Here is a 16,108-nt window from a genome sequence, read left to right on the forward strand (position 1 = left end):
CATGGCATTATGGGGCGGACGCTTTAGTCAAGCAGCAGACAAACGGTTTCAAGCGTTTAATGATTCACTGCGCTTTGACTATCGCCTAGCAGAGCAAGACATTGTGGGCTCCATTGCTTGGTCGAAAGCCTTGCGTTCAGTGGGCGTGCTGAGTGATGACGAGCAACAGCAATTGGAGCTCGCGCTCAATGAGCTCAAGTTGTCGGTGATGGAAAACCCCAAGCAAATCTTAAGCTCAGAGGCCGAAGACATTCACAGCTGGGTTGAGCAGCAACTGATCGACAAAGTCGGGGATTTGGGCAAAAAGCTGCATACTGGGCGTTCGCGCAACGATCAAGTCGCCACGGATCTCAAACTCTGGTGTCGCCAGCAAGGCCAGCAAATCTTGCTGTCTCTCGACAAGCTTCAGCAGCAGCTGGTGGATGTGGCCAGTCAGCACCATGATACCGTGCTGCCCGGCTACACCCACTTGCAGCGTGCTCAGCCAGTGACCTTTGCCCATTGGTGTTTGGCCTATCTGGAGATGTTTGAGCGCGACACCACCCGCTTACAAGATGCGCTTAATCGTCTGGATACCTGCCCGTTAGGATCCGGTGCGCTGGCGGGTACCGCGTACCCGATTGACCGCGATGCCTTGGCACAACAACTGGGCTTCGAGCGGGCCACCCGTAATAGCCTTGACTCAGTCTCGGACCGTGATCATGTGATGGAAATGCTGTCTGCGGCGTCGGTTTCGATGCTGCATTTATCACGGATGGCTGAAGATATGATCTTCTATAACTCGGGCGAGTCTGGGTTTATCGAGCTGGCCGATACGGTGACATCAGGCTCATCGCTGATGCCACAAAAGAAAAACCCCGATGCGTTAGAGCTTATCCGCGGCAAAACCGGCCGCGTGTATGGCACCTTGTCGGCGATGATGATGACAGTCAAAGCCTTGCCACTGGCCTACAACAAGGACATGCAAGAAGACAAGGAAGGGCTCTTCGATGCGATGGACACGTGGCATGACTGCTTGGATATGGCTGCCTTGTGTTTTGAAGGTATCACCATTCACAAAGACAAAACCTTGCAAGCGGCGCAGCAAGGGCATGCCAACGCCACTGAGTTGGCCGATTATTTGGTGAGTAAAGGGATCCCGTTCCGTGAAGCGCACCATATTGTGGGCGTGGCGGTGGTGTCTGCTATTGAGCAAGGCTGTGGACTCGAAGATTTACCGCTCGCCACCTTGCAGCAATTCTCACCGGTGATTGAAGACGATGTGTATGCCATGCTCACGATTGAATCCTGCTTGGCCCAACGTCGGGCACTCGGTGGGGTCGCGCCCGAGCAGGTTAGCTTTGCCATTCAAGAAGCGCAAAAGCGTTTGGATAAGCGCTTTACCCCTAAAGTCACGGTGCGCTCGGCAAGGCTCACCGACCTCGATACCATCGAAGGCATGGTGGTGTACTGGGCGAAGCTGGGGGAGAACTTACCCCGTGATCGCCATGAATTGGTGCGCAATATTGGCCTGTTTGCGGTCTCCGAGCATCAAGGCGATTTGACCGGCTGCGGCTCGCTGTATATTTACGACTCAGGGCTGGCAGAAATTCGCTCTTTGGGGGTTGAAGCAGGTTGGCAACGCCAAGGCCACGGTACCGCGTTGATGATGCACTTGATTAAAAAAGCCAAGCAGATGGCGATCGAGCAAGTCTTTGTTCTTACTCGGGTGCCCGAGTTTTTCACCCAATTAGGCTTTACCCCGGTATCGAAATCGCAGTTGCCTGAGAAAGTGATGAAAGATTGTGAAATCTGTCCGCGCTTTCACGCCTGTGACGAAGTGGCTCTGACCTATAACATTGCTGGGCCGGCGACAATCTCGACCTTCTCTGCATTGGAGTAGGGTGGCACTGTCTATAACCTGACGGTATAAGCGTTGTCGTTATTCCTCCCTTAGGCTGCGAGCTGATTAAGTCGCAGCTTTTTTTGTGTCCTCGTCATAAAAAGTTCATCAAAATTAGCTGCTTACAAATTGTTACATTGTACGGTTTGTCACAGAAGCGTCACGCGCAATGACCATCATGCCCGCGCATTCTCGTTAATAATGGAGACTTTGTGGTGAAGACAATCCTTACGGCCGCAGTGGCCTCAGCCTTAGTAGCGGCAACTGCGCACGCGGCAGTGCCTCAGCAAAACGACGTATGGTACCAAGACGCGCAAGCCGCCTTGGCGGCTGCTAAAGCGAACCCACCTATTACGGGCAAAGCCAAAAACGTGATCCTCTTTGTCGGTGATGGCATGAGTGTGGGGACAATCACCGCGGCGCGGATTTATCAGGGCCAGAAGCAAGGACAAACCGGTGAGGAAAACCGCCTTGGCATGGAAAGCCTGCCGCATGTTGCGCTAGCCAAAACCTATAACACTGACATGCAAACCCCTGACTCGGCTGGGACCGCCACCGCTATGGTCACTGGGGTGAAAACCAAAGCGGGGATCATCAGTGTTGACGATAATGTTCAGCGTGGTTTTTGCAGTACCGCCAAGGGTAACGAAGCAAAAACCTTATTTGAAATGGCGGGCGAGAAGGGCAAAGCATTAGGTTTAATCTCAACCGCCCGTTTAACCCACGCCACCCCAGCCACCACCTACGCGCACAGTGCGGATCGCAACTGGGAGAACGATAGCAAGTTGCCCAACATTGCCAAAAACCAAGGCTGTACCGATATCGCCAGCCAGTTTGTCGACTTTGATGCTGGTGAGGGATTTCAGGTGGCTTTCGGTGGCGGACGGCGTGAATTTATTCCTGCCGATAGCGTCGATCCTGAGGGCAAAAAGGGCAAGCGTAAAGATGGACGCAACCTGATTGAGGCATGGCAAACCCGTCACCCTGATGGTCAATACATTTTCGATAAATCCGGTTTTGATGCCATCGATCCGGCGACCACCTCACGCGTGTTTGGTTTGTTTGAAAGCAGCCACATGAAATACGAAGCGGATCGCCGTGAAAGTCAAGATGAGCCATCATTGGCGGACATGACCAGCAAGGCGATCGATATGCTTAGCCGCAACAAAGACGGCTATGTGATGATGGTGGAAGCCGGACGTATCGACCATGCTCACCATGCGGGCAACGCTGCGCGAGCGTTAGAAGATACGTTGGCTTACGACGATGCCATTAAAGTGGCCTTAGCGAAAACCAACCCAGAAGATACCCTGATCATTGTCACCGCCGACCATGCCCATACCATGGTGATGAACGGTTACGCCGAGAGGGGCAATCCGATCCTGGGTTTATCGCGCCAAAAAGGGCGCTTGAATCAGGATGATTTTGGTAAAACCTATACCACCATCACCTATGGCAACGGCCCGGGTGCGGTCAAAGGTGAGCGTGAAAACTTGCAAGAAGGGCAGGTGCGTGAGCTGGATTACAAACAGCAATCCTTGATTAAGCTCGGTTCGGAAACCCACTCCGGTGAAGATGTGGCCATCATGGCGCGTGGGCCGATGGCGTGGTTATTCCAAGGTGCCGTGGAGCAAAACTACATTTTCCATGTGATTAACGAAGCCACGGATCTGGCCGATTAATCGTCTTGATGGCTGGATGACCCGCGCTCTGGCGCGGGTTTTTTATTGCGCCGAAACGGATAAATCACTACATGCAGGGTGAGTAGTACACTGGCACTACCGGCGGCGAACAACAAGGCAATCGACTCCACCTGCTGTGGCGTGTCGGCATAGCCCCACCACCAAAGTGGCCAAAGTAGCGCGCACATGGCGGCCAGTTGTTTCATACAACGGGTACAGCGTCCTAGTTTTTGTTGCCAAATCGCGGACTGACAGTATTTGCAAGCCATGCGTTTCTCTTGGTCGGTAGTAGCGATAGCTTATTGTGGCGCAGTGGGCCGCCGGATACAAAAAAGCCCTCCAATCAGGAGGGCAAAAAGGTAAGCAAGTGCTTGGGGAAGCAACAGGCAGTGCCTGTAAAGCGCCGAAAATCGGCGAAAAGGGCAGTGGATTAGCAGCCTGGGCCACAGTCCATACAGTGTTTGATCATTTCAGGGCCGAGTTTGAGCTTGGCATTCACATCCCGCAGCGCGGTACGTACCCCTTCTTCAATCACTGGGTGATAGAAGGGCATATCCAACATTTGCGAAATGGTCATTTGATTTTGATGTGCCCATGCCAACAAGTGGGCCAAGTGCTCAGCGTTCGGACCAATTATTTCAGCGCCAAGGAAGCGTCCAGTGCCTTGTTCGGCATACACGTGTAACAAGCCTTTGTTGCGCAGCATCACCCGTGAGCGGCCTTGGTTTTCAAACGACACCACGCCGGTTTCAAAGCAGCCGCAGGGACCGAGACGGTCGGTAATTGCTTTGTAGCTTTCGCCCACCATCGCAATTTGCGGGTCGGAGAAGACCGCAGAGAGTTTGCTGCGGCGCAATCCGGCACGGATATCTTTACCGCGTCCGGCGTTGTCACCGGCAATGCGCGCTTGGTCAGCCGCTTCGTGTAGCAACGGAATTTGGTTACTGGCATCACCGGCAATAAAAATGTGCGGCGCCGTGGTTTGCAGGGTGTAACTATCGGCAACCGGCACCCCGCGGGCATCCACTTTGATGCTGGTCGCGTCAAGGTTTAGCTTGTCGACATTGGGGCGACGACCGGTGGCGGCAACCACATAGTCGACCCAGCGCAGTTGGCTCTCACCCTCTTTATCACGATAACGGATTTGCACCTTATCGCCTTCACGCACCATCTCTTCCACCTTGGCATCGGCGTCGAGATAAAACTCCTCACTGAAGGTGCGATTGGCATACGCCATGATGTCCGGATCGGTCAGCGGGCCCACTTGGCCGCCGACGCCAAACATGGTCATCTCGACCCCGAGGCGGTGCAGCGCTTGTCCTAGCTCTAGGCCAATCACACCCGGGCCAAATACCGCAACCGAGTCAGGCAGATCGTCCCATTCAAAAATATCATCATTGACCACTAAACGATCGCCAAGGTGATCCCAAGCGGACGGCCAGCTTGGACGCGAACCTGTCGCGATCACGATGCGATCAGCATGGATGGTGGTGTGATCGCCAACCATTAAGGTGTGATCATCCACAAAGCGCGCATAGCCGTCGATTTTGTCTTGAGCGGGAATGTCATCGACACTTTCCAGTACAAAGCCGACAAAACGGTCACGCTCGCGTTTCACCCGATCCATCACCTCACGGCCATTAATATCCGTGGTGCCGCCGGGATACACACCGAAGCCGGGTGCTTTGTCGATATGATGTGCCGCTTCAGCCGCCGCAATTAACAGTTTGGAAGGCATGCAGCCAACCCGCGCGCACGTGGTGCCATAGGGGCCGCCTTCAATCATCACCACGTTATCCGTATGCGCTTTGGCTGCGCGATAAGCACCGAGTCCGGCGGTTCCGCCACCAATCACAGCCACATCAACCGTTAATGTTTTCATTGCTTTCTCCTGGGAAAATAACGGGCGGCAAGGAGGCCGCCCAAACAGCGAATTACTGATTCAAATAGGTGTCGAGCTCTTCACTGCCACCGATGTGACGGCCACCGATAAATACTTGTGGCACGGTGGCGCGACCGCTCACTGCACGCAAAGAAACCGTGGTAGCATCTTTGCCAAGAATAATTTCTTCAAACTGAAGACCTTCGTCGATCAGGGCTTGTTTGGCCTTGGCACAGAATGGGCAGCCTGGTTTGCTAAACACGGTGATCGAGTCTTGCAGTTTGTGCTCAGGGGCGATGTAGCCCAGCATGGTGTCGGCATCAGAGACTTTGAACGGGTCGCCCGGCTCGTTGGGTTCGATAAACATTTTCTCGACCACGCCGTTTTTCACTAGCATGCTGTAGCGCCATGAACGTTTGCCAAAGCCAAGATCGTTTTTGTCGACCAGCATGTCCATGCCATCGGTGAACTCGCCGTTACCGTCAGGCAGGACATGAATGTTGTCAGCGTCTTGGTCGGCTTTCCACGCGTTCATCACAAAGGTATCGTTGACCGACACACAGACAATGTCATCAACGCCGTATTGTTGGAACACCGGATATAGCTCGTTATAGCGCGGCAGGTGCGATGACGAACAGGTTGGGGTGAACGCCCCTGGCAGGCTGAATACAATTACAGTTTTATTGGCAAAGATGTCATCGGTGGTAACGTCTTTCCACTGGTCGCCTTCGCGAGTGCGGAATGTTACTTGTGGTACTGGCTGACCTTCTTTTGTTGCTGTCATGGTGATGTCCTTTCTTGATTTAAGTTTGTGGGCGAATGTGTCGCCGCGTTTTGATGGGATCAGTATTACCGATTGCAATTGATAGCTCTAATCGCTTAATGCTATGGTTTTGATAGCTATCCTCTATAGAAGAGACAAAGATGAACATTCGTGACTTAGAGTACTTGGTCGCCTTGGCCGAACATCGACACTTTCGTAAAGCGGCCGAAGCCTGCTTTGTCAGCCAGCCGACCTTAAGCGGGCAAATTCGCAAGCTGGAAGATGAGCTGGGTGTGAGTTTGTTAGAGCGAACCAGCCGTCGTGTGTTATTCACCGATGCCGGTATGAGGTTAGTACAACAGGCACGTAACGTATTGAGGGAGGTCACAATTTTGACCGAATTGGCCAGTGAGCAAGGGGAAAGCATGACCGGCCCTTTGCATATCGGCTTAATCCCTACCGTCGGCCCTTACCTGCTGCCGAAAATTATCCCGCTACTGCGTGATCGTTTCCCTGAGCTGGAGCTGTTTATCCATGAAGGTCAGACCCAGCAGTTAGTGCAGCAATTGGAAGAGGGCAAGCTCGATTGCATCATTTTGGCCTCTGTAGAAGAAACCCAGCATTTAAAAGAACTGCCACTTTATGATGAGCCGATGCTGCTCGCGGTCAATGAAAAACACCGTCTCGCCGATTGTGCGGAAGTGGCTTTGGATGTGTTGCAAGGCGAAACCTTGTTAATGCTCGGCGATGGTCATTGCCTGCGCGATCAGGCGATGGGTTTTTGCTTTAAAGTGGGGGCGCGTGAAGATCAGCGCTTTCGCGCCACCAGTTTAGAAACCTTGCGCAACATGGTTGCGGCAGGGAGTGGGATCACCCTGCTGCCGCAGCTATCAGTGCCTGCCGATAAGCGAGATGGTGTGGTGTATATACCCACCACCTCACCAACCCCATCGCGACAAATCACCCTCGATTATCGTCCTGGCTCACCGCTACGAGGACGTTATGAGCAGTTGGCTGATGCTATCCATGATCAAATGACCGCAGTGATGAGTGAACGTAATCACCACTAGCGGTTGGGCTTTGCGTTGCAATAAAAAGCGCCCGCATGACGCGGGCGCTTTTTTCCGGTATTAAGCATGGCAACGGAGCTGAGTTAGAACAGGGATTCTGTTTCTGACTGATAAATATTGCCATCAGATTGCGATGAGACATATTCAGTCGGCTCGGTCCCTTTTACAAAGTACTCGAACATCGAAGTATGATCGGTTTTTCGAGTCAACAGCCCAGTCTCACGGTCAATCCGCACTTTAACAATGCCAGGTGGCACGGTTTTATCCTGTTCAGGGACGTCCGCGAGTGCATGTTGCATAAAGTCAATCCACGCAGGCTCAGCGGTTTTTGCCCCCGACTCTGCCCCGCGGATAGGTTGACGGTCGTCGCCCAAATTGGCATTGCGAGTGGTGCGGCCAAGCTTGCGCGAATGATCGTCAAAGCCCACCCATACCGTGGTGACAATGCCTGGGCCATAACCTGTGTACCAAGTGTCTTTAGAGTCGTTGGTGGTCCCGGTTTTACCGCCGATATCACGCCGCTTGAGCGCTTGTGCGCGCCAGCCGGTGCCATTCCAACCGGTGCCATAGCGCCAGTCGCCGCCGCCCCAAATATTGCTTTGCATCATTTCACGCACCAAAAACGCGTTCTGCTCATCAATCACTTGCTTGGCATGGCGCTGGGTAGTGGTGTCGTGGTTCTCTAGCAAATTCTGCTCATTAAACGGATCGGCCTGTTCCGTTTGCTGCTCACAATCATCACAAATCACTGGTGGGTTAGCGCGATATATTTCCTCGCCAAAGGGGGTTTCGACCCGCTCAATGATGAAAGGCTCCATAAAGTAGCCACCATTGGCAAACACGCTGAACCCTTGTGCCATCTCAACCGGGGTTAAGCTGCCTGCGCCAAGTGCGATGGCTTCTGCGCGCGGTAAGTCATCACGCTTAAAGCCAAAGCGGGTGAGGTAATCTAGGGTATCATCCAGGCCGACACGGCGTAGCACCCGCACCGCCATCACGTTTTTCGATTGCGCGAGTCCAAGGCGAGCACGCAGTGGCCCTTCATAACGTGGTGGTGAATTTTTCGGCCGCCAGGCCACGCCTTGACTGCGATCCCAGCGATTAATCGGTGCATCATTAATCAAGGTGGCGAGTGTCATGCCCTCGTGCACGGCTGCAGAGTAAATAAACGGCTTGATACTTGAGCCCACTTGGCGAACCGACTGTGTGGCACGGTTAAACTTACTGTGGACAAAGTTAAAGCCGCCCACCAAGGCTTTGATGGCCCCCGTTGAGGGCGACATAGAGACCAGTGCAGTATTGGTGGTAGGGACTTGGGCCAAATGCCAGCTGTCATCGACTTGGCGAATAAACACTTGCTGACCACTGGCAAGGAACTCATCAGCACGCTTGGGCGCTGGGCCTTGGCGGCTATCAGTAATATAAGGCCGCGCCCAGTCTAGCCCTTTCCAGGGCAGTTCGATTTCTCGGCCATTGGGGCCGACAACCTGTGCCGATTTAGCGTGAACCTCGATGACGACGGCGGGCTCTAAGGGGCCGTAGCTGGGTTGCTTGGCAAGGTGGTCAACAATGCGCTGGTGTTGCCAACGCTGGCTGGGCGATTGCCATAGGGTCGCCACTGGACCACGGAACCCATGGCGGCGATCGTAGGCGAGAATGTTTTCCACTGCCGCCTCATTCGCGGCGCGTTGCTTATCGGCATCGACGCTGGTGAAAATACGCACACCGGACGTGTAGGCGTCGTCACCGAACTGCTCAACCGCCCATGCACGTGCCATCTCGGCAACATACGGCGCGGACAGCTCGATTTCAGCACCATGATAGCTCGCCACGATAGGCTCATTTTTGGCTTGCTGATATTCCGCGTTGGAAATGTAATCCTCTTTGAGCATCCGTCCTAGTACGACGTTGCGTCGCTCTGTCGCCCGTGACAGAGAATACAAGGGGTTCATGGTCGAAGGCGCTTTAGGGAGGCCGACAATCACTGCCATTTCGCTCAAGGTCAGTTGATCCAGGGTTTTGCCAAAGTATACCTGGGCGGCGGCTCCCACCCCATATGAGCGGTAGCCCAAAAAGACCTTATTAAAATACAGTTCGAGGATTTCTTCTTTGCTGAGTAACTGCTCAATATGCACCGCGATAAAAATTTCTTTTATCTTACGCATAATGCGCTTTTCGTTAGACAAGAAGAAGTTACGCGCCAGTTGCTGCGTGATGGTACTGGCACCCTGTTTGGCGGTGCCTGACATGGCCACCACCACGGCCGCGCGCACAATACCAATAGGATCGATACCCGGGTGTTGGTAAAAGCGACTGTCTTCCGTGGCAATTAGCGCATCAATCATCGGTTGAGGAATTTCCTCAAGCATGACGGGGATGCGGCGCTTTTCACCGAATTGGGAGATCAACTCTCCATCGGCGCTATAGACTTGCATCGGAGTTTGCAGCTCGACATTTTTCAGTGTCGCTACATCGGGGAGGTCAGGTTTTACATACAGGTAAAACCCAAAGATTGTAGTGACTCCAAGCACTGTGCAAACCAGTGCAAAGATAAGCAAACGCTTTATGAACTTCACCTGAGATTTCCCGTTCTGTTGCCGTTGAGCCGTTCAATAATCATACGTGAGTAGTATAAAGGCACCAGCATTAAAAATAACCCGTGATGCGGTCAGTTTTATAAATACTGACTTCACGCTGACGTTTTGGGAGCCTAACACGAAATGATGCGAAGTTCGGCAGTTTTAGGTCTCGCTTTGGGGCAACAGACCAGTCATGCGGTGGCCATTCAGCCATCATCTACGACTCAGCAGGTATTAAGCTTGCACACACTAGCAGCCTGTCACGATGACAGCTTGGTTGAGTCGATGAAAACATTGAAAGCAACCATGCTCGACCCGCTACCTTGGTACCAGCGCTGGATGGCGACTGTGGTGATTGGTGTCGAAGATGACACTGTGATTAGCAAAACATTGACGGCGGCGGATGTTGATGATCCGTTAGAGCAAGAAACGACGGTCGGGCAGGCACTAAGCCAAGCACTCAATATGGACATCAGTGACCTCCTGTTCGACTTCTCTAAAAAAGACGTCGGGGCGCAGCCTGGAGACGCACATTATCAGGTGATCGCGTGTCGCCAATCCGCGTTAGCGCCCATCCTCGCTGCCTGTCGCCAAGCCAAACTAAACGTGCGTGTGGTGGACCGACAACAGCATGGTCTTCAAGTCTTATATAAGGCGTTAGTGGCCTATCATCAACCCAGTGTTTGGCCACTTTGGTTACATTTATGTGCGGAAGCACTGACGGTAACCGGAAAACGCAGCGATGGGGAGGATTATCAGCAACGTTTATCGCTGACCTCACCGAGACAGACAGACGCCGGTGACCTGTCCCACCAGGTGCTATGCCAACACATTGAACATGCTTATCAGGCCTACCTGACTCAAGCTGGTCGTCACTCAGAGGCCAGCGTTTGGTTAAGTGGTGATTGGCCGGAGAGTATGCGCTCTCCCGCCCAGATAGCGTGCCACTTAATCAACCCCGGCGCGCCGTTTGGTTGTGAAAATTTGAACGCCCCCGCCTGTGTGGCGCTTGGACTGGCTCTGCGAGGTGCGCAATGATGGCCATCAACTTATTACCGTGGCGGGCACAAGCACAGCGTCGCTACCAGCGTGCTTTCGCCATTACCACGCTCATGGTCGTGGTGGTAACACTCCTGCTTGGCTGGACGGTCACAACAGTGCAGCAGCATAGGATAGAGAGCCAGCAAGGACGTAACCAACAGCTTGAACAAGGTATTAAGCAGTTTAAAAAAACCTTGGCTCAGTTTGAGCAACAAGATACGCAGCGTCGTGCGTTGCAGTCACGATTGGGGCTAGTTAACCAATTGCAGCAACAGCGTAATAATGTGACTGCCGTGCTCAATTTTATTCCTCGTGTGATGCCTCCTGGGGCGTACCTTACCCGCATCGCGCAACAAGCGGAGCGTATTAGTCTGGAAGGTTGGGTTCACTCTAACGCGGAGCTTGCGCGTTTACTGGCGTCACTGGAAGCGGACCAAGCCGTAGACGAGCTCGATATAGAGACAGTCGTCACCAATGGCAAGGCGATCGGGCCCAATAAACGTTTCACGCTCAGCTTTTCCTTTACCCAGTATGTGGCCCCCGAACGGCCAAGTGGCGAGGAGGATGCATCGTGATCGAATTAGACTGGCGACACCTCCCTTTTGCACCGCTGTGGATCAAACTGAGTGTATGGACAATATTGGGCGGGATGATCTTAGGCCTCATGTGGGCTGTGGTGATTGAACCTCAGCATGCTCAATGGCAGCGAGTGAGCATGCAAGAGCAGCCATTGAAAGCTCAGTATCGAAAGCTTGCGCATGAAGTGGCTGGGTTACCGGATGTCGAAGCGCAACTCAACGCGTTGAATCAACAGTATAACCAGCTGATCGCGCAGTTACCTGAGGAAGAAGAGCTCGCTGAGTTATTGGCGGGCATTAGCGATGTCGGTGGGCGCCATCAACTCAACTTCGACACCTTAGCGTGGCAGCCTCGTCAGCAGGGGCCATGGTTGGACGCGATTCCCATCGATATTGTCTTACACGGTCAGTATCGAGATATTGGCGCATTCAGCGCTGATATCGCGGCAATGACGCGCTTGGTGTCATTGCAAAACTTTATCTTGACGCGTGATCAAGCGTCGCCAGCCGATGCCTTACGGCTGTCTGTGTCAGCCACCACCTACCGTTACACCGGCCCTGATGGGCGTCGTTGATCATTGTAGTAAGGAAGCAGGATGAGACACTACGTGTATATCTTACTTGCGCTTCTCAGTGGCTGTCATGACGATAATACCGACATTGAACAGTTTATGAGACAGGCAAAATCGCAGGCCGAGGTGAGCGCCACCCAGATCCCTCCCGCGCCGACCTATCAGCCGCTAGCGTTTGCCTCGCGCGGTCGCGACCCCTTTTTTCTTGAGCCTGATAGTCGACCACACCTCACCGCAATGGAGGATTGTTGGCAACCCGCGTCGGGTCGACAGACATCTCCACTGACGGTGGTGCCACTCGATCAGCTTAAGATGACAGGCAGTTTAACCAAGGGTGAGCAGAGGCAAGCGCTTATTACGCTACCCAGCGGGTTGGTGCGCAAAGTGAAGCGGGGTGACCGGCTGGGACCGCATCATGGTCGTGTGATCCAGGTTGCACCTAATCAAGTGAGAATTAAACAGCTGTTGCCAGATGGGTTGGGTTGCTGGCAGCCGCGTTTTATGACTTTGTCAACCCACCCCAGCGTGTCGTAAAAAGGATAGCGTGAATGAAAGCAAGCAGGGTAAGGAGCACATTCGGATCAGGACTGGCGCAAGCCGCAATGATCACTGTTTTCGCTTGTGGGATGTTATGGAGTGCTGTGGTGGGGGCCGCTGAGGCGGTGACCTTAGTACAGGCGCAACTCACGTCTTCTACTCAACAAGAAACGCAGCTCCGCTTGCGTTTTGACAGTGCCGCGGTGATGGCGGATTTTCGCCAGACGAGCCCTCAGCAGCTAATGATTAGGTTACCTCAGGTGGTCGTCACGCCAGATTTGCTCGGGCGGATGAAAGGGCAAGAGACGGGGCTGCCTGTGAACGCCGTTCACATCACTCAGGTGGCGGGCTACACCAAGATAGAGATTCATGCCCAGCAAGCGGTGACGTTTGATTACCAGCAACAGCATCAGCAATTAATTATTACCCTGCGCGATTCTGATCCAGTGACCGCTCAAGTCCCGGCCCCCGAGGCACCGATTTCCATCAATTTCCAAGATATTCCTGTGCGGGCGGTGTTACAACTTATTGCCGAGCAGAATCAATTCAATTTGGTGACCACTGACAGTGTGCAGGGCAATATCACCATGCGTATCGACGGGGTGCCATGGCAAGATGTGTTGGATGTGATCCTCAGGGTCAAAGGGCTAGACAAGCGTCAACGCGGGGATGTGATGTTAGTTGCCCCTCGTAGAGAGCTCATGGCGCAAGAAAAGCAAGACCTTGAAATGGCACAACAAGCGGAAGCGTTATTGCCTTTATCGTCAGCAGTGATCACCGTCAATTATGCCAAGGCAGGTGAGGTCGCGGCGTTAATTCGAGGCCAGGGTCAGGGCGTCAGCTTGCTCTCTCCCCGTGGTGCTGTGTCACTCGATGCGCGCACCAACGCGATCATCATTCGTGATATTGAGAAAAACATCGATCGTATCCGCACCTTGGTGAGTCATTTAGATGTTCCCGTTAAGCAAGTGGAGATTGAGGCACGTATTGTGACGGTCGAGCAAGGCTCAGTGGATGAATTAGGTGTGCGTTGGGGGCTGTTGAATCGAAATGGCTCCACCACGGTTGGCCCGTCTGTCGAAGGTAATTTGATGTGGGATAGCAATGTCACCGGGCAAGGCCCTGAAAGCTTAAACGATGCAGCGACAGACGACGCAAATATTGGCGACTTCCTCAGCGTGAACCTGGCCGCTGCTAACCCCTCCGCCTCGAGCATGGCCTTGCAAGTAGCGAAGCTCGGCAATGATCTTCTGCTCGACTTGGAGCTGTCTGCGCTTGAAAGCGAAAGGAAAGCAGAAGTGGTCTCGAGCCCTCGACTTATCACCACCAATAAAAAAGCGGCCTATATTGAACAAGGGACAGAGCTGCCTTACCTAGAGGCGTCTTCAAGCGGTGCGGTGGCGGTGTCTTTTAAAAAAGCGGTGCTGAGTTTATCGGTAACCCCACAAATTACGCCCAACAATACGCTGGTTTTGGATTTAAAATTAAGCCAAGACATGCCCGAAAAAGCCGTGGTGGCCGGGAAAGGCGAAGCGATGTCGATCAGTACCAAGCGCATTAATACCCAAGTACTGGCGGAAAATGGTGAAACCGTGGTCTTAGGGGGTATTTTTCAGCAAACCATGATCAATAAAGAGACCCAAGTGCCGCTACTGGGGGATATTCCGTTGGTTGGCAACCTGTTCAAGCACCAATTAAAAGACCATGCAAAACGCGAACTTCTGATCTTTGTGACCCCTAAAATCGTCACAGACTAGGTTAGGTGTTGCCAAAGGGGTCACTGTCCTGAGATAATTTTTAATCTGATCACGAAATATCTGTGAGGAATTGGCGCCTCGGGCTTTTTTCATTAAGCCTGCGGGCGGTGTTGTCTTATTTAACCGCGCGTAAAATTGCTTAAAATGGCTGAAAAACGAAACATCTTTTTGGTAGGCCCTATGGGGGCTGGTAAAAGCACAATTGGTCGTCATCTCGCTCAGCAACTTCATATGGAATTCTATGATTCTGATTCAGTGATTGAAGATCGTACTGGAGCAGACATTGCATGGGTATTTGACGTTGAGGGTGAAGAAGGTTTCCGTAAACGCGAAGAAAACGTGATAAACGACCTCACTGAAGAGCAAGGTATCGTTCTCGCGACTGGCGGTGGCTCGATCATGAGCAAAGAAAGCCGCAACCGTCTCTCTGCTCGTGGTGTTGTGGTGTATTTAGAAACCACCATCGAGAAGCAGCTGGCACGCACCCAACGCGATAAGAAACGACCATTATTACAAACTGACCAACCACGTGAAGTGCTTGAGTCGTTAGCGGAAGAGCGTAATCCTCTTTATCAAGAAATTGCTGATTATGTTGTACGTACTGACGATCAAAGTGCCAAAGTGGTGGCCAATCAAATCATGGCTCTGTTAGAGCAGCAATAACCAAACACAGGACCCGACCATGGAACGGATAGACGTTAACCTAGGGGCACGTAGCTACCCTATCTCGATCGGTGAAGGGCTGTTAGCTGATGCTAGCCTATTTGGGAGCGTTCATTCGCGTCGGGTTGCTGTCATCAGCAACGAGACAGTGATGCCGTTATACGGCGACGCACTGGTCTCAACCTTAAAACAGGCAGGCGCAGCGGATGTCGCTCGCTTGAGCCTGCCCGATGGTGAGGCTTACAAGTCTTTAGAGACATTTAACACCATTAACACCTTCCTATTAGAAAACAATTACAACCGTGATGTGGTACTCGTTGCGCTTGGCGGCGGCGTGATTGGTGATATCGTTGGCTTTGCCAGCGCCTGTTATCAGCGCGGGGTGGACTTTATCCAAGTGCCCACCACATTACTGGCGCAGGTGGACTCATCGGTTGGTGGCAAAACAGCTATTAATCATCCACTGGGTAAAAACATGATTGGGGCTTTCTATCAACCCCAAGCGGTGGTGATTGATACGCAAGTGCTTAGCTCTTTACCGCGTCGTGAGTTTGCCGCTGGCATGGCCGAAGTGATCAAATACAGCATTATTGCCGATGCGTCTTTCTTTGATTGGCTAGACAGCGAAATGACGGCACTCACAGCGCTCTCGCCGGATGCGCTAAGTTATGCCATTCGCCGCTGTTGCCAGATAAAAGCTGATGTGGTCGCACAAGATGAAACGGAGACTGGCGTACGCGCGCTCCTTAATCTTGGCCATACCTTTGGTCATGCCATTGAAGCTGAAATGGGGTATGGCAACTGGCTTCATGGTGAAGCCGTCGCCGCAGGCACAGTGTTGGCTGCTAAAACGGCACTGCGACATGGCCTGATTGAACAAAAAAGTGTGTCACGTATCACTGCTTTATTGGAAAGTGCAGAACTTCCCGTACAAGCACCCAGTGAGATGAACTACGATGCTTTTATTAAGCACATGATGCGTGATAAAAAAGTGCTTTCAGGACAGTTGCGTCTGGTTTTACCAACAGCGATAGGCCAGGCTCAAGTGGTTGCAGATGTTCCTCATCAGTGTATTGCTGATGTGATTGATGCCGGTTAACCA

General features: G+C 52.7%; 14 protein-coding genes. 10 read left to right on the forward strand and 4 right to left on the reverse strand.

From position 1 onward, the window contains the following. The first annotated feature begins 1 nt into the window (after position 1). Both argH and BZG74_RS06960 read left to right on the forward strand, forming a co-directional pair. The gene (gene argH, locus BZG74_RS06955) at positions 2–1,882 is read left to right on the forward strand and encodes an argininosuccinate lyase (protein ID WP_077771943.1); all 1,881 of its coding nucleotides are present in this window, start codon (positions 2–4) and stop codon (positions 1,880–1,882) included. A gap of 215 nt (positions 1,883–2,097) precedes the next feature. Next, positions 2,098–3,564 carry an alkaline phosphatase gene (locus tag BZG74_RS06960; protein ID WP_101494676.1) on the forward strand — a complete coding sequence of 489 codons (1,467 nt, stop codon included), beginning with the start codon at positions 2,098–2,100 and terminating at the stop codon, positions 3,562–3,564. Here the strand turns inward: BZG74_RS06960 and BZG74_RS06965 are convergent. The 3 genes from BZG74_RS06965 to BZG74_RS06975 form a co-directional block, all read right to left on the reverse strand. Next, a complete protein-coding gene (locus BZG74_RS06965; RefSeq protein ID WP_077771945.1) occupies positions 3,561–3,833 on the reverse strand; it encodes a DUF3624 domain-containing protein in 273 nt (90 codons plus the stop codon). The genes BZG74_RS06960 and BZG74_RS06965 overlap by 4 nt on opposite strands. 161 nt (positions 3,834–3,994) lie before the next feature. After that, entirely contained in the window at positions 3,995–5,446 is a 1,452-nt protein-coding gene (locus tag BZG74_RS06970) for a dihydrolipoyl dehydrogenase (RefSeq protein ID WP_077771946.1), read from the reverse strand. A 52-nt stretch (positions 5,447–5,498) separates the two neighbouring features. Then, a complete protein-coding gene (locus BZG74_RS06975) occupies positions 5,499–6,230 on the reverse strand; it encodes a glutathione peroxidase (protein WP_077771947.1) in 732 nt (243 codons plus the stop codon). 140 nt (positions 6,231–6,370) lie between these two features. Between BZG74_RS06975 and oxyR the strand changes: the two genes are divergently transcribed. Beyond that, positions 6,371–7,279, forward strand: a complete 909-nt coding sequence (gene oxyR, locus BZG74_RS06980; RefSeq protein WP_077771948.1) for a DNA-binding transcriptional regulator OxyR — start codon at positions 6,371–6,373, stop codon at positions 7,277–7,279. A gap of 83 nt (positions 7,280–7,362) precedes the next feature. Here the strand turns inward: oxyR and BZG74_RS06985 are convergent, their stop codons facing one another. Next, entirely contained in the window at positions 7,363–9,855 is a 2,493-nt protein-coding gene (locus tag BZG74_RS06985; protein ID WP_077771949.1) for a penicillin-binding protein 1A, read from the reverse strand. Positions 9,856–9,999: 144 nt separating this feature from the next. Here BZG74_RS06985 and BZG74_RS06990 point away from each other — a divergent pair, with 144 nt between their 5' ends. From BZG74_RS06990 to aroB, 7 genes are all read left to right on the forward strand, one after another. Beyond that, the gene (locus BZG74_RS06990; protein WP_077771950.1) at positions 10,000–10,896 is read left to right on the forward strand and encodes a type IV pilus biogenesis protein PilM; all 897 of its coding nucleotides are present in this window, start codon (positions 10,000–10,002) and stop codon (positions 10,894–10,896) included. Next, positions 10,893–11,474, forward strand: a complete 582-nt coding sequence (locus BZG74_RS15995) for a PilN domain-containing protein (protein ID WP_077771951.1) — start codon at positions 10,893–10,895, stop codon at positions 11,472–11,474. The genes BZG74_RS06990 and BZG74_RS15995 overlap by 4 nt, the downstream gene beginning before the upstream one ends. Then, entirely contained in the window at positions 11,471–12,052 is a 582-nt protein-coding gene (gene pilO, locus BZG74_RS07000; RefSeq protein WP_077771952.1) for a type IV pilus inner membrane component PilO, read from the forward strand. Before BZG74_RS15995 ends, pilO begins: the two co-directional genes overlap by 4 nt. Before the next feature lie 21 nt (positions 12,053–12,073). After that, positions 12,074–12,583, forward strand: a complete 510-nt coding sequence (locus BZG74_RS07005; protein WP_077771953.1) for a pilus assembly protein PilP — start codon at positions 12,074–12,076, stop codon at positions 12,581–12,583. Positions 12,584–12,597: 14 nt separating this feature from the next. Continuing rightward, positions 12,598–14,343, forward strand: a complete 1,746-nt coding sequence (locus tag BZG74_RS07010) for a type IV pilus secretin PilQ (RefSeq protein WP_235605718.1) — start codon at positions 12,598–12,600, stop codon at positions 14,341–14,343. Between the two features lie 144 nt (positions 14,344–14,487). After that, complete coding sequence (aroK, locus tag BZG74_RS07015) at positions 14,488–15,006, forward strand: shikimate kinase AroK (protein ID WP_025739049.1); 519 nt, start codon at positions 14,488–14,490, stop codon at positions 15,004–15,006. A gap of 19 nt (positions 15,007–15,025) precedes the next feature. Next, positions 15,026–16,105 carry a 3-dehydroquinate synthase gene (gene aroB, locus BZG74_RS07020; RefSeq protein WP_077771955.1) on the forward strand — a complete coding sequence of 360 codons (1,080 nt, stop codon included), beginning with the start codon at positions 15,026–15,028 and terminating at the stop codon, positions 16,103–16,105. Positions 16,106–16,108: the final 3 nt, after the last annotated feature.

The organism is Salinivibrio sharmensis, assembly GCF_001995985.1.
Lineage (GTDB): Bacteria > Pseudomonadota > Gammaproteobacteria > Enterobacterales > Vibrionaceae > Salinivibrio > Salinivibrio sharmensis.